The sequence below is a fragment of the Phaeobacter sp. CC-HEC084 genome, assembly GCF_059429255.1.
Genome location: NZ_JCAIJQ010000002.1, coordinates 1,874,528 through 1,893,456, shown reverse-complemented (window position 1 = coordinate 1,893,456; position 18,929 = coordinate 1,874,528). Strand labels below are relative to the sequence as shown.

20 protein-coding genes and 1 tRNA gene are annotated in these 18,929 nt (G+C 62.5%); 10 read left to right on the top strand and 11 right to left on the bottom strand.

The window, feature by feature from the left end; genetic code table 11:
- The first annotated feature begins 92 nt into the window (after nucleotides 1–92).
- The 5 genes from AC5SSZ_RS09260 (at nucleotide 93) to AC5SSZ_RS09240 (ending at nucleotide 4,144) form a co-directional block, all read left to right on the top strand.
- Entirely contained in the window at nucleotides 93–1,349 is a 1,257-nt protein-coding gene (locus AC5SSZ_RS09260) for an SPOR domain-containing protein (RefSeq protein ID WP_495437998.1), read from the top strand.
- Complete coding sequence (gene nagZ, locus AC5SSZ_RS09255) at nucleotides 1,346–2,353, top strand: beta-N-acetylhexosaminidase (RefSeq protein WP_495437996.1); 1,008 nt, start codon at nucleotides 1,346–1,348, stop codon at nucleotides 2,351–2,353. Before AC5SSZ_RS09260 ends, nagZ begins: the two co-directional genes overlap by 4 nt.
- On the top strand, nucleotides 2,346–3,143 hold the full coding sequence (locus AC5SSZ_RS09250; protein WP_065273239.1) for a segregation and condensation protein A: 798 nt from the start codon (nucleotides 2,346–2,348) through the stop codon (nucleotides 3,141–3,143). Before nagZ ends, AC5SSZ_RS09250 begins: the two co-directional genes overlap by 8 nt.
- Nucleotides 3,143–3,820 (top strand): SMC-Scp complex subunit ScpB, encoded by a 678-nt coding sequence (scpB, locus tag AC5SSZ_RS09245; protein ID WP_274831991.1) that lies wholly within the window; start codon nucleotides 3,143–3,145, stop codon nucleotides 3,818–3,820. Before AC5SSZ_RS09250 ends, scpB begins: the two co-directional genes overlap by 1 nt.
- Nucleotides 3,821–3,904: 84 nt before the next feature.
- Nucleotides 3,905–4,144 (top strand): hypothetical protein, encoded by a 240-nt coding sequence (locus AC5SSZ_RS09240; RefSeq protein ID WP_065273241.1) that lies wholly within the window; start codon nucleotides 3,905–3,907, stop codon nucleotides 4,142–4,144.
- 28 nt (nucleotides 4,145–4,172) lie between these two features.
- On the opposite strand, the gene AC5SSZ_RS09235 is transcribed toward AC5SSZ_RS09240, so the two are convergent.
- The 8 genes from AC5SSZ_RS09235 to AC5SSZ_RS09200 all read right to left on the bottom strand — a co-directional run bounded on the left by AC5SSZ_RS09235 (nucleotide 4,173) and on the right by AC5SSZ_RS09200 (nucleotide 10,714).
- Nucleotides 4,173–5,258 carry a 2'-deoxycytidine 5'-triphosphate deaminase gene (locus AC5SSZ_RS09235; RefSeq protein WP_274831992.1) on the bottom strand — a complete coding sequence of 362 codons (1,086 nt, stop codon included), beginning with the start codon at nucleotides 5,256–5,258 and terminating at the stop codon, nucleotides 4,173–4,175.
- A 136-nt stretch (nucleotides 5,259–5,394) separates the two neighbouring features.
- Nucleotides 5,395–5,471, bottom strand: a tRNA-Pro gene (locus AC5SSZ_RS09230).
- Nucleotides 5,472–5,543: 72 nt separating this feature from the next.
- Nucleotides 5,544–7,151, bottom strand: coding sequence for a MerR family transcriptional regulator (locus tag AC5SSZ_RS09225; protein ID WP_495437993.1), 1,608 nt, complete (start codon nucleotides 7,149–7,151; stop codon nucleotides 5,544–5,546).
- A gap of 44 nt (nucleotides 7,152–7,195) precedes the next feature.
- Nucleotides 7,196–7,498 carry an integration host factor subunit alpha gene (gene ihfA / locus AC5SSZ_RS09220; RefSeq protein ID WP_065273243.1) on the bottom strand — a complete coding sequence of 101 codons (303 nt, stop codon included), beginning with the start codon at nucleotides 7,496–7,498 and terminating at the stop codon, nucleotides 7,196–7,198.
- Between the two features lie 92 nt (nucleotides 7,499–7,590).
- Entirely contained in the window at nucleotides 7,591–8,562 is a 972-nt protein-coding gene (locus tag AC5SSZ_RS09215; RefSeq protein WP_274833696.1) for a beta-ketoacyl-ACP synthase III, read from the bottom strand.
- Between the two features lie 21 nt (nucleotides 8,563–8,583).
- Nucleotides 8,584–9,693 carry a phosphate acyltransferase PlsX gene (gene plsX / locus AC5SSZ_RS09210; RefSeq protein WP_065273245.1) on the bottom strand — a complete coding sequence of 370 codons (1,110 nt, stop codon included), beginning with the start codon at nucleotides 9,691–9,693 and terminating at the stop codon, nucleotides 8,584–8,586.
- Nucleotides 9,694–9,732: 39 nt separating this feature from the next.
- Nucleotides 9,733–9,939 carry a 50S ribosomal protein L32 gene (gene rpmF / locus AC5SSZ_RS09205; RefSeq protein WP_065273246.1) on the bottom strand — a complete coding sequence of 69 codons (207 nt, stop codon included), beginning with the start codon at nucleotides 9,937–9,939 and terminating at the stop codon, nucleotides 9,733–9,735.
- A gap of 238 nt (nucleotides 9,940–10,177) precedes the next feature.
- Nucleotides 10,178–10,714, bottom strand: a complete 537-nt coding sequence (locus AC5SSZ_RS09200) for a YceD family protein (RefSeq protein ID WP_274828514.1) — start codon at nucleotides 10,712–10,714, stop codon at nucleotides 10,178–10,180.
- A gap of 98 nt (nucleotides 10,715–10,812) precedes the next feature.
- Here AC5SSZ_RS09200 and AC5SSZ_RS09195 point away from each other — a divergent pair, with 98 nt between their 5' ends.
- The 3 genes from AC5SSZ_RS09195 to AC5SSZ_RS09185 all read left to right on the top strand — a co-directional run bounded on the left by AC5SSZ_RS09195 (nucleotide 10,813) and on the right by AC5SSZ_RS09185 (nucleotide 14,053).
- Nucleotides 10,813–11,283: an outer membrane protein assembly factor BamE gene (locus AC5SSZ_RS09195; protein ID WP_065273248.1), complete on the top strand. Its 471-nt coding sequence runs from the start codon at nucleotides 10,813–10,815 to the stop codon at nucleotides 11,281–11,283.
- A 129-nt stretch (nucleotides 11,284–11,412) separates the two neighbouring features.
- A complete protein-coding gene (locus tag AC5SSZ_RS09190) occupies nucleotides 11,413–12,174 on the top strand; it encodes a GNAT family N-acetyltransferase (protein ID WP_495437988.1) in 762 nt (253 codons plus the stop codon).
- Nucleotides 12,175–12,241: 67 nt separating this feature from the next.
- Complete coding sequence (locus tag AC5SSZ_RS09185) at nucleotides 12,242–14,053, top strand: ABC-F family ATP-binding cassette domain-containing protein (RefSeq protein ID WP_495437986.1); 1,812 nt, start codon at nucleotides 12,242–12,244, stop codon at nucleotides 14,051–14,053.
- Nucleotides 14,054–14,209: 156 nt separating this feature from the next.
- Here AC5SSZ_RS09185 and AC5SSZ_RS09180 read toward each other — a convergent pair whose 3' ends face one another.
- Nucleotides 14,210–14,965 (bottom strand): SDR family NAD(P)-dependent oxidoreductase, encoded by a 756-nt coding sequence (locus tag AC5SSZ_RS09180; protein WP_495437984.1) that lies wholly within the window; start codon nucleotides 14,963–14,965, stop codon nucleotides 14,210–14,212.
- A gap of 51 nt (nucleotides 14,966–15,016) precedes the next feature.
- Nucleotides 15,017–15,958, bottom strand: coding sequence for a GNAT family N-acetyltransferase (locus AC5SSZ_RS09175; RefSeq protein ID WP_495437982.1), 942 nt, complete (start codon nucleotides 15,956–15,958; stop codon nucleotides 15,017–15,019).
- A gap of 48 nt (nucleotides 15,959–16,006) precedes the next feature.
- On the opposite strand from AC5SSZ_RS09175, the gene AC5SSZ_RS09170 reads away from it, so the two are divergent.
- The gene (locus AC5SSZ_RS09170; RefSeq protein ID WP_274831999.1) at nucleotides 16,007–16,144 is read left to right on the top strand and encodes a hypothetical protein; all 138 of its coding nucleotides are present in this window, start codon (nucleotides 16,007–16,009) and stop codon (nucleotides 16,142–16,144) included.
- Between the two features lie 162 nt (nucleotides 16,145–16,306).
- Here AC5SSZ_RS09170 and tyrS read toward each other — a convergent pair whose 3' ends face one another.
- Nucleotides 16,307–17,560 carry a tyrosine--tRNA ligase gene (gene tyrS, locus AC5SSZ_RS09165; RefSeq protein WP_274868799.1) on the bottom strand — a complete coding sequence of 418 codons (1,254 nt, stop codon included), beginning with the start codon at nucleotides 17,558–17,560 and terminating at the stop codon, nucleotides 16,307–16,309.
- A 142-nt stretch (nucleotides 17,561–17,702) separates the two neighbouring features.
- Here tyrS and AC5SSZ_RS09160 point away from each other — a divergent pair, with 142 nt between their 5' ends.
- Nucleotides 17,703–18,815 carry an anhydro-N-acetylmuramic acid kinase gene (locus tag AC5SSZ_RS09160; protein ID WP_495437979.1) on the top strand — a complete coding sequence of 371 codons (1,113 nt, stop codon included), beginning with the start codon at nucleotides 17,703–17,705 and terminating at the stop codon, nucleotides 18,813–18,815.
- Nucleotides 18,816–18,929: the final 114 nt, after the last annotated feature.

The following is an 18,929-nucleotide window of genomic DNA, read 5'->3' as shown; positions in this document are numbered from 1 at the left end:
AATACGCACAGACCGCCGGAACGAGGCAGTTCAAGAGACCCGAAAATGCGGCGCAGGTGATGTGGCGCATGAAACGGGCAGTGAGGCGGATAATGGCGTATTTTACGCAGGCGGGCACGCGCCCGGCCTATGACCAGAGCGGAGTCGCAGATGGCGATTCTGCCGGTGGTGTTCAGTATCAGCGACAGCAGCAGTTCGGTGCCTATGACCCGTCGGTCCAGCCGCAGGCACAGCAGAGTTTTGTTCCACCCCAAGCCGCTGCAGCCCCTGCCGCGTCCTATGCACCGCAGGGTTTTGGTGGCTTTGATCCGGCGCAGGCCGATGGGACCGGCTATGAGGCAGATGCCTATATGGCCGATGATTACGGCTATGCCGAGGATGCTGCGCCTGCCGGGCGGGCAGGATTTGGTCGGATGGCCGGAATGCTCGGTGCGGTCGCTTCGCTGGCGCTGGTCGTCGGGATCGGTGTCTGGGGCTACAAGCTGGTGATGCGCGATGTTAGCGGCGTGCCTGTGGTGCGCGCGGTCGAAGGGCCGATGCGCGTGCAGCCGGAAAACCCCGGCGGCCGTCCGGCAGACCATCAGGGGCTGGCAGTGAACGCCGTGGCCGCAACCGGCACTGCCGAGGATCCAGCAGAGCGTCTGGTGCTGGCGCCGCAACCCATTGAGCTGACTGAGGACGACCGGCCGATGTCGGAACTGGCGCAGCAGGCCGAGCAGAACCGCGCCGAGCGCGAGGCGCCCGCAGTTTCGGATCAGTCTCTGGCCGCCTATCAAAGCGGTGACATCAACGCCCTGGTGGCTGAACTTACTGATGGGGTAACGCCTCTTGGTGCAGAGACACCGGATGCAGCGCCGGAGCAGGTTTCCAATGCCTCTGTCGCGGCCCCCGAGATCGTACAGCCGCAGCCCCTGAAGCCGGTTGAAATCGCCGCTGTTTCGTCCGCGCCGCAACCCTCTGCCGCGCTGTTGAAGGCCCCGGGCGTCAAGGTTTCTCTGCGCCCGAACCTGCGGCCTGCGCGGTTTACCCCCGCAGCTGCGCCGACCGCAACTCCCAGCTCTGCTGTCGCGATCGAGGTTTCTGCCGACAGCCTGCCCGCAGGTACGCGCCTGGCACAGCTTGGCGCCTATGAAAGCGCAGAGGTCGCCCGCTCCGAATGGGACCGGATCTATGCGCAGTTCGACGACTACCTTGCCGACAAGAAACGGGTGATCCAGCGCGCCGAAAGCGGTGGCCGCACCTTCTACCGTCTGCGGGCCATGGGCTTTGACGGGCTGTCCGATGCCCGCCGGTTCTGCTCTGCACTGGTGGCAGGCAATGCCGACTGCATCCCCGTGACCACCCGATGACAGGATTTGGCGCGACGATTCTGGATGCAGAGGGGCTGCGCCTCACCCAGAATGAAAAGGCCCTGTTCCGCGATGCGGATCCTTTTGGCTTTATCCTGTTTGCCCGCAATATCAGCTCTGCAGATCAGGTCCGTGCCCTCTGCGGAGAGCTTCGCGATTCCGTGGGCCGCGATTGCCTGATCACCATCGATCAGGAAGGTGGCCGGGTGCAGCGCCTGCGCCCGCCACTGGGGCGCGACTGGCTGCCGCCGATGGAACACGCGGTTCAGGCTGGTGACGACGCCGAACGGGCCATGTATCTGCGCTATCGCCTGATTGCGCATGAGTTGCACGCGCTTGGTATCGACAGCAACTGCACCCCGATTGCAGATATCGCCTCTACCGACACTCACCCGTTTCTGCGCAATCGCTGCTATGGCGAGGCTTTGCCGGATGTGACCGTACTGGCTCGCGCGGTGGCCGAGGCGCATCTTGATGGCGGCGTGGTGCCGGTTCTGAAACATATTCCCGGCCATGGCCGCGCGGTGGCGGACAGCCATCTGGACCTTCCGCATGTGGCCGCCTCCGCTGCCGATCTGGAGGCAACGGATTTCGCGGCCTTCCGGGCGCTGAATGACCTTCCGATGGCAATGACGGCGCATATCGTCTTTGACGCGCTTGATCCGCGCCCCGCGACCCTGTCGCCCCCGGTGATGGAGCGGATCCGCAAGCACATCGGTTTTGACGGGCTGATCATGACCGACGATATCTCGATGAAGGCCCTGCAGGGGGCACCGGCAGATATCGCCGGGCAGTCCCGCGCGGCGGGCTGCGATATCGTTCTGCTGTGCAATGCCGATCTTGCCGTGCGTACGCAGGTGGCAGAGGCTGCCGGAAACCTGGACGAGGTGGGGCAAAACCGCGCCCTGCGGGCCATCGCGGCGCGCAAAACCCCCGCTGCGCTTGACATAGAGGCTGCCGAGGCCGAACTTGCTGCCCTGATGGGCGGAAAGGTTTATGTCTGAAGAGTCACTTTTTCCGGAAGAGATTCAGCCCTCGGTCGAGGACCGGCTGGCGGCTGAGGCGCTGATTGTCGATGTCGACGGCTATGAGGGGCCGCTCGACCTTTTGTTGACGCTGTCGCGCACCCAGAAGGTGGATCTGCGGCGTATTTCGGTTCTGGAGCTTGCCCGACAGTACCTCTCTTTCGTGGAGCGTGCTAAGGAGCTGCGCATCGAACTGGCGGCGGATTACCTAGTGATGGCGGCCTGGTTGGCCTTCCTGAAATCGCGCCTGCTGCTGCCCCCTGACCCCGAAGAGGAGGGACCTTCAGGCGAGGAACTGGCGGCGCATCTGGCGTTCCAGCTGGAGCGGCTTCAGGCCATGCGGGATGCGGCGGCGCGGCTGATGGGGCGTGACCAGTTGGGGCGGGATTTCTTTTCCCGTGGGCAAAGCGAAACGGTCGAACGTATCCGCACCGTGACCTATAGCGCCAACCTTCTCGACCTGATGCAGGGCTATGCCAGGATCCGCACCCGCGACGATTTTCGCCCCTTTGTGATGGACCGGGATTCGGTCTTCACCATGGAGGAGGCGTTGGAGCGGATGCGCGGTCTCATTGGTTTTACCGGCAGCTGGACCGATATGCTGAGCTACCTGCCGGATGGCTGGCACAGTGATCCCGTGAAACGGCGCTCGGCCACGGCGGCGACCTTTGCCGCCTCCCTGCAGCTGGTCAAGGAAGGCCAGCTGGAAATCCGCCAGAACGAGACCTTTGCGCCGATTCAGTTGCGCCACCTGAACGGGAATACCTGATGGAAGATTTCAGCAACCAGGAGCCGGACAAGGCGCAGCAGGAGTCGGACAGCCTGTTCGATGCCCCGCCCATGGCCGAGCAGGAGCGCATGGTCGAGGCGGTGCTGTTCGCCAGTACCGAGCCTGTCACCCTCCGTGATCTGGAGGCCCGCATGCCGCATGGCTGCAACCCGGGCGAGGCGCTGGAATACCTGCGCAAACGCTACGAGGGGCGCGGCGTCAGGGTGGTGCGCGTCGGCGATGCCTGGGCAATCCGCACGGCGCCGGACCTTGGCTTCCTGATGCAGAAGGAAATCGTCGAGACCCGCAAGCTGAGCCGCGCTGCGATCGAAACCCTGGCTATCATCGCCTATCATCAGCCGGTGACGCGGGCCGAGATCGAAGAGATCCGCGGCGTATCGGTGTCCCGTGGCACCATCGATCAGCTTTTGGAAATGGAGTGGATCCGCCTTGGTCGCCGCCGTATGACGCCGGGCCGCCCGGTGACATTCGTGGTGACACCGGTGTTCCTGGATCACTTCGGTCTGGAAAGCGCCCGCGACCTGCCGGGGTTGAAGGAACTGCGCTCTGCCGGGCTGCTGGAAAGCCGCCCGCCGCCGGGCAGCTTCCCGACGGGGCAGGGCGGTGACGACGGGGACGAGGATCCCGAGGAGCAGCCAGAGCTGTTCGAAAGCTGACGATTTCGTGTGCGGGGGCAGCCTGCCAAGAAATCGTCCCATTCCGATGTCACAATGGTACGTGAACGGAACCGGAGCCTATTGATGAACGTCGAATCCATTCTCAACATGATCATGCGCCGCCTTGTCGGGCGGGCCGTCAACTCTGGCGTGGATGCGGGGCTCAACGCGCTGTCGGGGCGCAGTGGAAAACGCGGGCGGGGCGGGCAGGCGGAAAACCGACCCGAGACACCGGCAGAGGCGGAAGAACGCGCTGAACGCGAAAGGATCCGCGAGATGCGGCAGGAGCGGCGTGCGCGGCGCGCCCAGCGGGACAACCGCTGAGCTTTTCCGCCTGGGTTGGCTTCCGGCGTCAGCTGGATTGTGGCTGTTTGAAGTGCTTGGACAGTTTCAGTCCCTGTCCCTGATAGTTGGAGGCTATGCCCGCGCCATAAAGCTGCTGCGGCACCTCGGCCATGCGTTCATAGACCAATCGACCGACGACTTGCCCGTGTTCCAGCACGAAAGGCGCTTCGTGGCAGCGCACCTCAAGCACGCCACGCGATCCTGCTCCGCCGACTGAAGCGTGACCGAAGCCGGGATCGAAAAAGCCCGCGTAATGCACCCGGAATTCCCCGACCATGGCCAGATAGGGCGCCATTTCGGCGGCATAGGCGGGCGGGATATGCACGGCCTCGCGGCTGACAAGGATGTAAAAGGCGCCGGGATCCAGAATGATGCGGCCCTTGGTGGTGCGCACCTCTTCCCAGTAATCCTGCGGATCGTATTCGCCGATCCGGTCCAGATCGATTACCCCGGTATGCGGTTTGGCCCGGTAGCCCACCAGATCGGTACCTGGCAGTTGCAGGTCCACGGAAAAGCCCAAGCCATCCTCGATCACCGCCTCGCCATCCACCAGCGGGCTTTCTGCGTGCAGCGCGCTGAGTTCCTGATCGCTCAGCACCGCCTGACCGGTGCGGAAGCGGATCTGATTGAGCCGCATGCCGGGGCGCACCAGCACGGAGAAGGAACGCGGGCATATCTCGGCATACAGCGGCCCGGTGTAACCCGGCTTGATGCGGTCGAATTCCTCGCCGCCATCGGTGATGGTGCGTGTGAGCAGGTCCAGCCGCCCGGTTGAGCTTTTGGCATTGGCCACGGCGGAGACGTCCTGCGGCAGGGCCAACCCTTCGAGGAGCGGCACCACGTAGACGCAGCCCTTTTCCAGCACAGCGCCACCATCCAGATCAATGCGGTGCATTTCAAATTCAGAGAGGCGATCAGCGACCGTGTTGCCGTGTCCGGAGAGGAAGGAGGCGCGCACGCGGTAAGCCACATGGCCGAGCCGCAGATCCAGACTGGCAGGCTGAATTTGCCCGTCGATCAAAGGCTCGGACAGGGTGATCTCGCCCTGCTGCAGCATGGTTTCCAGTGTCTGGCTGGGTAAAACGCCTGTCATTGTCTTTCTCCCGTCTGGCCGGGCATCCGCCCGGTCGGGCTGCTGTTCAAGACGACCCAGATGATGGTCCCGATCCGTAACCCCAGGCTACACATACACAAAACGCCTGGGTGCGCAAACACCCAGGCGTTTTGTATGGTCGGGCTAGCAGGACTCGAACCTGCGACCTTCCGTCCCCCAGACGGACGCGCTACCAGGCTGCGCCATAGCCCGTTGAAGCGCTTTCTACCGTTTTTCCCGGCGGGGGCAAGAGGCATTGCCAAGTTTTTCCGCTGCTTTGGAAAATTAATGTGCTTCCAGCCATTGGCGCAGCTCGGCGGCGCATTCGGCAACTTCGGCGCGCACTTCGGGCCGCAGTTCCGTCGTCTGAGACAACAGGGCCAGAACACCGGGACGCAGGCTGACCTGGGCGGCCAGATTTTCGTCGGGCACGGAAATGATTCGCGGCTTGGATTCCTCCATCGGGAGATCCCCGGTCGGGGGGAAGCCTGCTTCGGGCGCATCGGTTGCCGCGTCCTGCTCCGCATCGTCCGGCAGGCCTGGAGGGGCAAATCCTTCCCGCGGTGCATCTGCATCCATGGCATCCTGCAGGGCTGTATCTGCGTCGGATTCGGCCAGTTCCTCGCCCAGTTGCTCTGAGAGTTCCTCAGGCAGGATGGCTTCGACAGGGGCTTGCTCGGATGCGGGTTCAGGCTCGTCATGCTCCGTAGCCATAGCCTCAGTCGGCGCTTCCTCGGCCATCAGTTCGGCGTGGGCATCGTCCAATTCGGCGGGCTCGCTCTCACCCAATGGCGTGGGAGCGTCGAGGTGGCTGGTGAGCGGCACAGTAGGGTCAATCGGCGCGGTTGGCGGCTCGGTCTCATCCGGTGCAAAGCTGACCTCGAAGGCAGGCTCCGCCTGATCGTCGGTTGGCACAAGCGCTTCTGCATCCGCATTCGGCGCCGACTGGACCTCGCTGCCAGTGTCATCCGTGGTGCTGTCCGCTTCTCCTGCGAAGGGGGCCGGTTCGGCTGTTGCCTCCGGCGCGGCGGTTTCCTCGATCACCGGGTCTGCCTCGCATTCCGGGGCAGGGGAGTCGTGGCCGCCAAGGTCCATCATGATCTGTGCGGGTTCCGGCTCAGTGGAGACGGGCTGCACCTCGTCGAAAGGCAGGCTTTCTTCGCCGCTCAGGTCGTCTTGTGGCGGGGGAAGCTCTTCCGACAGGTCAGAGGCAATAGGTTGATCCGCCGATGTGTCGGGCTCCGCATTGGGGACCTCGGACGGGGCATCGTCGGCCTCCGCCTGCACCAGTGGCGACTCATCCTGATCGAGCTCCGAGATGGTCTCTGGAATGCTCTCAGCTTGCGATGCACTGGGCTGGGCGCCGACCTGGCTTTCGTCAGCGACCTCGGCAAAGGGATCAAATTGTTCCTGTTCGAAAAACGGCAGATGGCTGGCGGGGCGCGGCGAGTCTTCTTCCGCTCCTGCGCTTTCGCTCGTGATCTCGGGGGCGCCCTCGACGCTGGGTCCTGGCGTTGCGCCAGCGCCGGGATGCGCTGCGGCAGATTCTGTGGCTGCATTGCTCTGGGCGAACCCACCGCCGGATCCGGTTCCGTCCGGTTCTCCGGGGGAGGCCGTATCAAGGCTATGGGACATCTCGGAGACATGGGTAATGCCAAGGTCGCGCAGAATTGCCTGAACTTCCTTGATGGACATGCCATCGTCATGCAGCAGTTTGCGAATGCCACCCAGGAGCAGCATGTCCGCAGGGCGATAGTATCTGCGCCCACCGGCTCGCTTGACCGGTTTTACCTGGGTGAATTTGCTTTCCCAGAAGCGCAGGACATGCGCTTGCACCCCCAGCCATTCCGCCACTTCGCTGATGGTGCGGAAGGCGTCTGGTGATTTGGACATGGGTATTGATTCCGTTGGTTCTGGACCGGTCGGGGCAGCCGTCTTCAGCTGCGGTTGCCGTCAGCGACTCGGTCTTTCATCAGATGGGAGGGCCGGAAGGTCAGCACACGACGTGGCTGAATCGGAACCTCTTCACCGGTTTTGGGATTGCGCCCCACACGTGCCGTCTTGTCCCGGACGCTAAAGGTGCCGAAAGAAGAGATTTTCACCTGCTCCCCGCGGACAAGGGCGTCTGACATGTGCTGCAGCATGCTTTCAACCAGTTGCGCGCTTTCGTTGCGGGAGAGGCCAACCTCGCGGAAAACGGCCTCGCTCAGATCCATTCGCGTCAGAGTTTTTTCGCTCATACCAGTCCCCGTTGTTTGCTCAAGCATAGGGGGTGGGGAATTTCACTGTCAATATCAATGAATTGCGCGCTGCGAGATTGCGCTGGCCCGTGCTACCAGCGCAGCACGACCGCGCCCCAGGCCAATCCGCCGCCGATCGCCTCGGTGACGATCAGGTCGCCGGGCTTGATCTGGCCGCGTTCCTTGCCGACCGACAGGGCCAGTGGAATCGACGCAGCAGAGGTGTTGCCGTGGTCCTGAACGGTCACCACAACGTTATCGAGGCTGAGGCCCATCTTCTTGGCGGTGCCCTGAATGATGCGGATATTGGCCTGATGCGGCACGATCCAGTCCACGTCTTCGGCGCCAAGGCCCGCGCGTTCCAGAGCTGTGGTTGCGGTCTTGGCCAGTTTCTCCACGGCATGGCGGAAAACCTGGTTGCCCTGCATGCGCAGATGGCCGGTCGACTGGGTGGAAACACCGCCGTCTACATAAAGCAAATCCTTGTAGCGCCCGTCTGAATTCAGATCGGTGGCCAGAATTCCGCGGTCATCGCTGGTGCCCGCGCCGGTCTGTGCCTCCAGAATCAGTGCGCCAGCGCCATCACCGAAGAGCACGCAGGTCGATCGGTCGGTCCAGTCCATGATGCGTGAGAAGGTTTCGGCGCCAATCACCATAACCCGGTCAGCCTGACCGGAGGCGATCAATGCGTTTGCGTTGCAGAGCGCATAGACGAAGCCGGCGCAGACCGCCTGCACGTCAAAGGCAAAGCCGCGGGTCATTTCCAGCTGTGCCTGCACCATGGTGGCCGCCGAAGGGAAGGTCAGATCGGCGGTCGAGGTGGCCACGATGATCGCGTCGAGGTCGTCGGCCACAAGACCGGCATCGGAGAGCGCCGCCTTGGCCGCTGCGGTTGCCATCGAGGAGGTGGTTTCGCCCTCTTCGGCGAAATGGCGGCGTTCAATCCCGGAGCGGGAGCGAATCCATTCGTCCGTGGTGTCCAGGGTGGCTTCGAATTCCGCGTTTTCGACCACGCGTTTAGGGAGATAATGGCCGGTGCCTACAACTACTGCACGTCGCGTCATTCTGTGACTGCCTTCTTGGTCTTATTTTGTTGAGATCCGGTCGTCGTCGTCGGAGCCTGCGGCATCTTGGGTAAGCTCCACGGCGGATGCAACCCGCGCGGCCAGTTTTTCGGCAAAACCCTGCTCGGCCAGACGGAAGGCCAGTTTCACCGCGGCGGATACCCCGGTGGCATCGGCGCCGCCGTGGGATTTTACCACGGTGCCGTTTAGGCCCAGAAACACGCCACCATTGGCGCGCCGCGGATCGATCCGTTTTGCCAGCCGCGACAGAGAGGTATAGGCCAGCAGCGCCGCGATCTTGGACAGGAAGGAATATTCAAAGGCCTCGCGCAAGGCCGAGCGGACCAGGCTGGCGGTGCCTTCACCGGTCTTGATCGCGACATTTCCGGTAAAGCCGTCGGTGACGATGACATCTGCCACATTGCCGGGGATATCGCTGCCTTCGACAAAGCCGACAAATTCATAATCGGCGATCCCGGCATTTTCGGCGATCAATGCATGGGCTTCTTTCAGCTCGGCGCGGCCCTTGTGTTCCTCGGTGCCGACGTTGAGCAGGCCAACCCGGGGGCGGGCAATGTCCATGGAATTACGAGTATAGGAGGTGCCCATCAGCGCGTATTGCAGCAGATCCTGCGCGTCGGCGCGCACATCGGCGCCCACATCCAGCATCACGTTGAACCCCTGGGGGTTGCGTGATGGCCAGAGAATCGCAATCGCGGGGCGGTTGACGCCCGGCACCTTGCGCAGGCGCAGCATGCTGAGCGCCATCAGCGCGCCGGTATTGCCGCAAGAGACGACCCCGGCGGCTTCGCCGTTCTTCACGGCGTCCAATGCGGACCACATCGAGGTGCCCTTGCCATTGCGCATGACCTGGCTGGGCTTGTCGTCCATGGTGACAACGCTGTCGACATGACGAATAACGACGCGATCCGCCAGGATGCGCCGTTTGGCAACTAAGGGTGCCAATTCGTCTTCGGGGCCATGTAGAATGAATCCGATATTCGGGTTCTTCTCGGCGGATTTCGCGATACCGGCCACCACTACGGCAGGGCCGGCATCTCCGCCCATGGCATCGACAGAAATCACAATTTTACCAGTCTGCGCTTTGGATTGATCGGGTTTGCCCGTCATAGGTAAAGCCTGCCTGGCGTTATGTGATCAAAGGAGGGCTTACGCCGCGTCCTCATCCATGTCGATTTCGTCGTTCGCTGCAACGATTTCTTTATCGTCGTAGTGGCCGCAGGACGGGCACACGTGGTGCGGACGCTTCAGTTCGCCGCAGCTGGAGCATTCGTTCGGGTTTGCAGCAACCAGGGCATCGTGCGCGCGACGGTTGTTGCGGCGCGATTTGGATACTTTGTTCTGTTGGACGGCCATGTCTCAACCTTTGTCTGCTTGGCGCCTTGGGGCCATCCCCGCCGCGCGATTTCATTGTTTTGTCGTGATCGGTGTGACGTGCGTGTAGGCCGCAGCCTCTCCGATGTCCAACCAAAAATTCCGATGAGCGCGCGAAAATACTGCGAATCCTCTGCGGCGCAAGCGGTTTTTTAGGGCAGGCGGGGCGTCAGTACCAGCAGGAAGTTCACCATACGGTATTTTTCCGCCTCATTTACCGTCAGTCGTCGCCTTTCAACTGTTCCTTGAGAGCCGAAAGGGCGGCAAAGGGGCGGGTGTCTTCGTCGCGCATGGGTTTAACACCCGGTTCAGCGAACACTGCTTCGCCCAGTTCCTGGCCTTCTTTGCGCGGGTAAGCGGGAATCGCCAGGGTCAGTGCCTCAATCATTACTTCATAGGGATCGATGCTGCTGCCCAGCGGTTCGATGGTTTCATCCTCGGTCATTTCTGCTTCGGCGTCTTCCGGCTCCTCGTAGGATGCCATGTACTGTCGCCGCACTTTCTGGTCGATCCGGGTGGTGACCGGATCCAGCGTGACCACGCAGTCCTGCACCACCGTGGCGCCCAGGGTGGCGGTCAGCACCCAGTCCCGGCGCCCGCTGGCGCGGATCTCGCCTTCGAACCGCAGCTTGCGCAGGCTGTTGACCTCCAGATCTCGCGCCAAGTCAGCCAGGGCATCGGCATCGGGGCGGATATCAAAGGGCGTCGGGGCGTTCTGCGGCAGATCCGCGACCCGGAAAGCAGTGCTGTCAGCCATTTTGCAAACTTTCGTTTCTTGAACCAGAAGGCTGCATTAGGTAATCGGGATGGGCGGCGTAATCAAGCCGGGGTCGCGGCAGTCTTTCGGGGGGCATCATGGGTGCACAGTCAATCAAGCTGAAATCAGCGGCAAAGCTGGCGGCGACACTGCTGCTGTGCGGATCCTTGACCGCCTGCGCGGCCAGCTATCGCAAGCACGGCTATGTGCCATCCGAGGAAGATCTGGCAGAAGTGGTCGTCGGCGTGGACAGCCGAGACTCGGTTGCGGAGAGCATCGGTATTCCTTCGTCTTCCGGCGTGCTGAACGAAAGCGGCTACTACTATGTGTCCACCCGGATGCGCCATTATGGCGCTGCGGAGCCGAAGCCTGTGTCCCGCGAACTGGTTGCGGTCAACTTTGACACGCGCGGCGTCGTTAGCGGCATCCAGCGTTTCGGGCTTGAGGATGGCCGGGTGATCCCGCTGCAGCGCCGGGTCACATCCTCCAGCATCGAAGATAAGACCTTCCTGCGTCAGTTGATCGGCAACCTGGGCAACTTCTCCCCGGATGCAATCCTCGACCAGTAAGCAGGTATGGCCATGGGCTGCGGTATCTGTCGTGCGGTTGTGATCAGGGGATGCTAGTCTGACTGCGCCCTATGGAAACGCGGGTGGGGTGCCGGATGAGAGGTTTGGCGGCCACATGGGGGATCGGCAATGGCGCAGTCTGCAACGCTGCTGACGGAAACACTCCTCAGCAAAGGCCGTTATCTGGCCCGGTTCGCAGGGACAGATGCGGATCTTCACGCGGCGCAAGAGTTGCGCAGCCAATGCTTTGGTACTGTGAAGCCGGATCGTGATCCCTATGATTCCCGCTGTCGCCACATACTGATCGAAGGGCGGGACACCAGGGCACTGATTGGGTGTTTCCGGATGCTGATGCTGGAGAGCGGTCAGGACATTCCCCAAAGCTATGCAGCCCAGTACTATGACCTGTCCCGGCTCAGTTCCTATGAGGGGCGCATGGCCGAGGTCGGGCGATTCTGCATTCGGGAAGGCGCCGGGGATGCAGACATCCTGCGCATCGCCTGGGGGGCGATCACCGCCCTGGTGGACGCCGAAGATATCCGGATGCTTTTCGGGTGCAGTTCCTTCGCAGGTACGGAAGCTGCGCCCTATCTCGACACTTTTGCCCTGCTGAGGCAGCGCCATCTGGCGCCGGGCATGTGGCAGCCTGTGATCAAGGCGCCGCAGGTGGTGCGGTTTGACTGCCTCCCAGCGCGCTTGCCCGACCAGAAGGTGGCCCTGCGCCATATGCCGCCTTTGTTGCGGACCTATCTGTTGATGGGAGGCTGGGTCAGCGATCACGCGGTGGTGGATGAGGAGCTCAATACGCTGCATGTCTTTACCGGCGTCGATGTTGGTGCCATCCCGGAGACGCGCAAACGCCTGCTGCGCGCTGTAGCAACCCCGGTATAGCCGATTTCCACGGCTCCCAGCCGTGGTCGGCGTTGACGGCGCGGGCGGGCCGGTTTAGCTGGCTTTCATGGCACGAATTCCTCTTTTGCAGATGTCCGGCATATCGCTCACCTTTGGTGGTGATCCGCTGTTTTCCGATCTCGACCTCGTGGTGCACCCCGGGGACCGGGTGGCCCTTGTGGGCCGCAACGGCTCGGGTAAATCCACCCTGATGAAGGTGATGGCGGGTCTCGTCGAACCGGACCAGGGCAGCATCGTGGTGCCGCCAGGTAAATCGGTGGGCTATATGGAGCAGGACCCGCAGATGACCGGGTTTGCGACGCTTGGTGATTTCGCCGCCAGCGCCCTGGAGCCGGGCGAGATGTACCGGGTGGAGCGCGCAGGCGAGGGGCTGAAGTTTGATCCTGCGCGCCCGGTCGAGACTGCCTCGGGCGGGGAACGGCGCCGCGCGGCCCTGGCCAAGCTGATGGCCGAAGCGCCCGATCTGATGCTGCTGGATGAACCGACCAACCATCTGGACATCAAGGCGATCACCTGGCTCGAAGGGGAGTTGAAATCCACCCGCGCGGCCTACGTGCTGATCTCTCACGACCGGGCCTTTCTGCGCGCGCTGACCCGCGCCACCCTGTGGGTCGACCGGGGGCAAGTGCGGCGTCAGGAAAAGGGATTTGACGCCTTCGAGGCCTGGCGCGACAAGATCTGGGAAGAAGAAGACCAGCAGCGGCACAAGCTGAACCGTTTGATCAAGTCCGAAAGCCGCTGGGCCGTCGAAGGTATTTCGGCCCGGCGCAAGCGCAACATGGGCCGGGTGCGAGCGCTGCAGGACCTGAAGGCCGAGCGCGCGTCGCAGATTAAACGCCAGGGCGCGGCCGAACTGGCGCTGGATGCCGGACCCAAGTCAGGCCGCAAGGTGATCGAAGCCGAGGGCCTTTCCAAGGCCTTTGATGGTAAGACCATTGTCTCGAACTTCTCGCTGAAGGTGCAGCGCGGCGATCGCGTCGCCTTTGTGGGACCCAACGGCGCGGGCAAGACCACGCTGCTGAAGATGCTGCTGGGGCTGGAAGAGCCGGACGCGGGCAGCGTGACCCTTGGCACCAATCTGGAGATTGCCCTGTTCGATCAGACCCGCGATCAGCTCGATCCCGATGCCAGCCTCTGGGAAAACCTGACCACGGATCCGGCGCTGGGGATTTCCGGCAAGGCTGATCAGGTTATGGTGCGGGGGCAGCCCAAACATGTGGTGGGCTACCTCAAGGAATTCCTGTTCGATGAACGGCAGGCGCGGGCGCCGGTGCGCTCCCTGTCAGGCGGGGAAAAGGCGCGGTTGTTGCTGGCCCGACTGATGGCGCGGCAAAGCAACCTTCTGGTGCTGGACGAGCCGACCAACGATCTGGATGTGGAGACGCTGGATCTGCTGCAGGAGCTTTTGGACGCTTATGACGGCACGGTGCTGCTGGTCAGCCACGACCGGGATTTTCTGGACCGTGTTGCCACCACCACCATCGCCATGGAGGGCGACGGGCGCGCCACGGCTTATGCGGGCGGCTGGAGCGATTACCTGTCCCAACGCGCACCGAAAGAGGCGGAGGAAAAGGTCGAAAAGTCAAAATCTTCCAAGCCAAAGCCCAAGCAGGAGGCGGCGCCGAAGGATGGTCTCAGTTTCAAGGAAAAACACCGGCTTGAGGCCCTGCCGGATGAGATCGACCGGCTGGAGCAGGAGATCGCCAAGCTGGAACAGCTGATGGCAGATCCCGAACTGTTCACGCGTGAGCCGGTGAAGTTCAAAAAAGCCACCGAAGCCCTTGTAGAGCGTCAGGAAAAACTGACGGCTGCAGAGGAAGAGTGGCTGGAGCTGGAGGAAAAGGCGGGCGATGCCTGAGCGGATTTGTTTCGTGTGCGAAACATTGTCTAAAATCAGTATCTTATCGTTAACTATTCATTTAGATATGCGGTAATTAGACTGCCACAAGAAAAGGGGCGCCTGATACGGCGCCCCTTTAATATTTTAGATTAACGTATTGTTAATCCGATATTTTTAGCGCATGCGCAGGGCGCCGTCGATGCGGATCACTTCGCCATTGAGGTATCCCATCTCGACGATGAAGCCTGCGAGGCGGCCGTATTCCGCCGGATCGCCAAGGCGCGGTGGGTTCGGCACATCGGCGGCCAGTTGCTGTTGCACTTCTTCGGGCAGACCGGCCAGCATCGGGGTCATGAAGATGCCCGGTGCGATGGTCATTACCCGGATACCGGAAGAGGCCAGATCCCGCGCCATCGGCAGGCACATGCCGACGACACCGCCCTTGGAAGCGGAATAGGCTACCTGGCCTTTCTGACCGTCAAAGGCCGCGATGGACGCGGTGTTAATGATCACGCCACGGGCGCCATCGGGCTCGGGGTCGTTCTTGGCGATCTCTACCGCCGCCAGCCGTGCCACGTTGAAGGTGCCGACGAGGTTGATGTCGATGGTGCGCTTGTAGGCATCCAGCGGATGCGCGCCCTCTTTGCCGACGGTCTTGATCCCGTAAGCGATGCCAGCGCAGTTCACGCAGGCGGAGATCCGGCCCATCTTCTCGGCAGCAAAGGCAATCGCTGCGGCAACCGAGTCTTCGTCGGTGACATCGGTCTGAACGAAAAAGCCGCCAATCTCGGCCGCGACCTTCTCGCCGCGCTCGGCGTCGCGGTCAAGAATGGTAACCTTGGCACCGCCTTCTGCAAAATGGCGGGCAGTCGCCTCGCCAAGGCCGGATGCGCCGCCGGTGATTACCGCGCATGTCTGGTCAAGTTTCATGAGCAGGGGTCCTCCCAGTATCTGAACATGTGTTCAAATAAACATGGGGGATCAGATCTGTCCAGCGGTACCCGCCGTCATCATGCGCCGGTCCAGCCGCGCCAGTGGCGCCAGCAGGCGGCCCATCGGCGGCCAGAAAATCCAGGTGCCGCCAAGACGGTGCAGGTCGGCGCCGGTGCCAAGTTTGAACCGGGCGAGGCCAGGCGCGTCTTCGGTGTTGATAACGCCAAGATCCAGCGTTTTGCAGCCCTGGGCCGAGAGCCAGCTCATCGCTTCCCACATCAACAGGTTATGGGCCGACAGCTGTTTGCCGCGGTCGCTGCTGTGGGACAGGTGGTAGGTCGCATGCTGCCCGTGGCGCAGCACCAGAATCGCCGCCACAGGCTGTTTGCCCTCGAAGGCCTGGAACAGTTTCGCCGTGCCGGGGTTGGCCTGCGCATAGGCTAGAGTCAGGCCGACGGGCCAGCTGCGATAGCCGCGTTCGGTTTGCTTTGCCTGATCGGCCGCAAACAGCCAGTGAGTCGGATCCACCGGCATGTTCTGCCGCGTCAGGCGCAGGGATTGAGATTCACCGTGTTTTAGCCGGTTGCGCCATTTCTGATGTAGTGCGGCGCGGCGGGCATCGGGGCAGGGCGCCAGCTTCAACCGGGCAACGCTGGCGGGCCCCATCAGAGGCACCGCGCCGTGGCGGGCCAGTTCGGGTGTGGGTGTTTCCGGTGACAGGATCACCGGCGTGCGGCGCAGGCCTTCTTCTTGCAGCATTTCCAGCAGGCGTAGGGGTTTGTGCACCGTGGCGCGGTTGACCATGGCGACGTCGATGCGGCCCCAGAACCGTTGCCGCAGAACGGTGGTATTGTTCATCCGCTCCAGGACCAACGGATCCTGCCCGGTCGCCCGCAGCGCGCGCAGAAATTCTTCGGATTGGGGCAAGGTGTCGTGCCGTCCGGGCTGGGTCGAGGTCTGGGCCGTTTCGGCAGGAATGAAATCAAACATGCCTATATGTTTACCGAGTGGAAACCTAATTCAGGGTTAATGGGGCACATGAAAAAACAGTCCCAGGTTCTGGGCCAATGCGCCCCCAGCCCCCGGATCACCAAGACCGCAGCCCTTCTTGTGGCGACGGGCCTGTCGGTTCCGGTCTTCATCCTGCTGACGCTGGCGGAGTTTCTGTTCTTCTAGCCCCGCCGCCGGGTGCGGTGTGCTCTGCGCTCAATAACGGGGCACTCCCACTCCCGTGGGAGGAGAAGAGCCGACACGGCAGGCAGAGCAGCGCAGGCAGCAACAAAAAAGAGGCAGGAAGCCCTGCCTCTTCAACGTTCTTCGTCACATAGCCAGAGGCGCTTAATCGGCCAGTTGCACCAGCGCGTGGCGTTTCTTGCCCGCGCTCAGCTTGATCGGAGAGGCCAGCGCGCCTGCGTCGATCATCAGGCCCGCGTCGCTTAGCGGAGCATCGTCGATGCGCGCGCCATTCTCGGAGATCAGCCGCTTGGCCTCCTTGCCGGATTTCGCCAGGCCCGATTTCACGATCAACTGCACGATCGAAATTCCGTCGCCCAGATCGGCAGGGGTTAGGGTCAGCGTCGGCAGATCGTCCCCGACGCCGCCTTTCTCGAACACCTCGCGTGCGGTGGCCTCGGCAGCGGCGGCCGCGTCGGCGCCGTGCAGTAGGGTGGTCACCTCATTGGCGAGGATCACCTTGGCCTCGTTGATCTCGGATCCGGCCAGTGCGCCCAGGCGCTCGCATTCGTCCAGCGGCATCTCGGTGTAGAGCTTCAGGAACCGGCCCACGTCGGCATCGGTGGTGTTGCGCCAGAACTGCCAGAACTCATACGGGGAGAGCATATCCGGGTTCAGCCAGACCGCGCCGTTCTGCGACTTGCCCATCTTCTTGCCGTCCGAAGTGGTCAGCAGCGGCGAGGTCAGACCGTAGATCTCGTGATCCAGCACCCGGCGGGTCAGGTCGATACCGTTGACGATATTGCCCCACTGGTCCGAGCCGCCCATCTGCAGGATGCAGCCATAGCGGCGGTTCAGCTCCAGGAAGTCATAGGCCTGCAGGATCATGTAGTTGAATTCGAGGAAGCTGAGCGATTGTTCCCGGTCCAGCCGCGATTTCACGCTTTCAAAGGACAGCATCCGGTTGACCGAGAAATGCCGCCCGATGTCGCGCAGGAACTCAAGGTAGTTGAGATCGCTCAGCCATTCGTCGTTGTTGATCATCATGGCGCCATTCGGGCCGTCGCCATAATCGACATAGGCCGAAAACACCTTTTTGATTCCCGCTATATTGTCGTCGATCTGTTCGGGCGTCAGCAGCGGGCGTTCATCTGCACGGAACGACGGATCGCCCACCTTGGTGGTGCCGCCGCCCATCAGGGTGATCGGCTTGTGGCCGGTCTTTTGCAGCCAGCGCAGCATCATGATCTGGATCAGCGATCCCACGTGCAGCGATTTCGCTGTGGCGTCAAAGCCGATATAGCCGGACTGGCCAGGGGTCATCAGCGCCTCGTCCAGACCTTGATAGTCCGTACAGTCGGCGAGAAACCCGCGCTCCATCATCACGGTGATGAAATCCGATTTGGGATGATAGGTCATGGCATGCCTCGGCTTGTCTATTGCGACGTGGTGTATAAAACGCAAAAGGGGCACATGGAACCTGCTTTTGCGCAGAAAATCCATGCGCGTTGGGCAGTCTGCAGGCAGGCGGGCCCGGTTGATCTGGCTGAAGGGCAGGGAAATGACACGAGCGATTGCAAAAACCGGTAGGGTGATCGCGCTTGGCGCCATGAGTGGCACCTCGCTGGATGGGGTGGATGCGGCGTTGGTGGACACCGATGGAGACCGGATCTTTGCCTTTGGCGACAGTGGTTACCGCCCCTATAGCGAGGCGGAGCGCGCAGTGCTGCGTGCGGGGCTCGGCCATTGGTCAGGGCCAGAGGTTGAGGCCGCAGGCGTTCTGACCGATCAGGTCCATGCCGAGCTTTTGTCCGGGTTTCCCGCCGCGCAGATTGTCGGATTTCACGGTCAGACCCTGGCCCATGCGCCGCGCAGACAGGGCACGCTGCAGGTGGGCGATGGCGCGGCCCTGGCCGAGGCGTTGGGACGGCCCGTGGTCTGGGATTTCCGTTCTGATGACGTGGCCCTTGGCGGTGAGGGCGCGCCGCTGGCGCCATTCTTCCACTTTGCCTGCGCCAAATACATCGGCGCGACGCGCCCGCTATGCTTTCTGAACCTCGGCGGGGTTGGCAATCTCACCTATGTGGATCCGCGGTTCGAGCGACCCGAAGATCCCGGCGCGCTCTTGGCCTTTGACACCGGGCCAGCCAATGCACCGCTCAACGATCTGCTGCAGGCGCGGCTGGGGTTGCCGTTTGACAAGGATGGCGCGATTGCCCGCAAGGGGCAGGTCGAAGAGGGCGCACTGGAGTTGTTCCTGGCTGAGGGGTTCTTTGCAAAGATGCCGCCGAAGTCACTGGATCGGAACGATTTCTCCGAAATGGTAGAGCTGGTCGGGGAGCTGAGCGATGCGGATGCCGCAGCGACGCTGACCGCCATGTGTGCCGCCGCCGTGGCGCAGGGGATGGAGCATTGCCCCGAGCCGCCCGAGATGGTGCTGGTCACCGGCGGCGGGCGGCAGAACCCAGTGCTGATGGAGATGCTGCGGGTCTCACTCGATTGCCCGGTCAAACCGGTCGAGGACGTTGGCCTTGATGGCGACATGCTGGAGGCGCAGGCTTTTGCCCATCTGGCGGTGCGGGTGGCGCGGGGCATGCCGACCTCCTGTCCCGGCACCACTGGCGTGCGCGCCTGTGTCGGCGGTGGTGTGGTGAGCGTGCCGGGCGAGGGGTAGGTGGCCTTCATGTAGAACGAAGGGGCGGGCCTGACCCTGGGAGGGGGCGAATGCGCCCTCCCGTGGGGAGGGTCGGGCGCGACCCGGCCTTGCGGCCGTGTCAGAGGGGGCGCG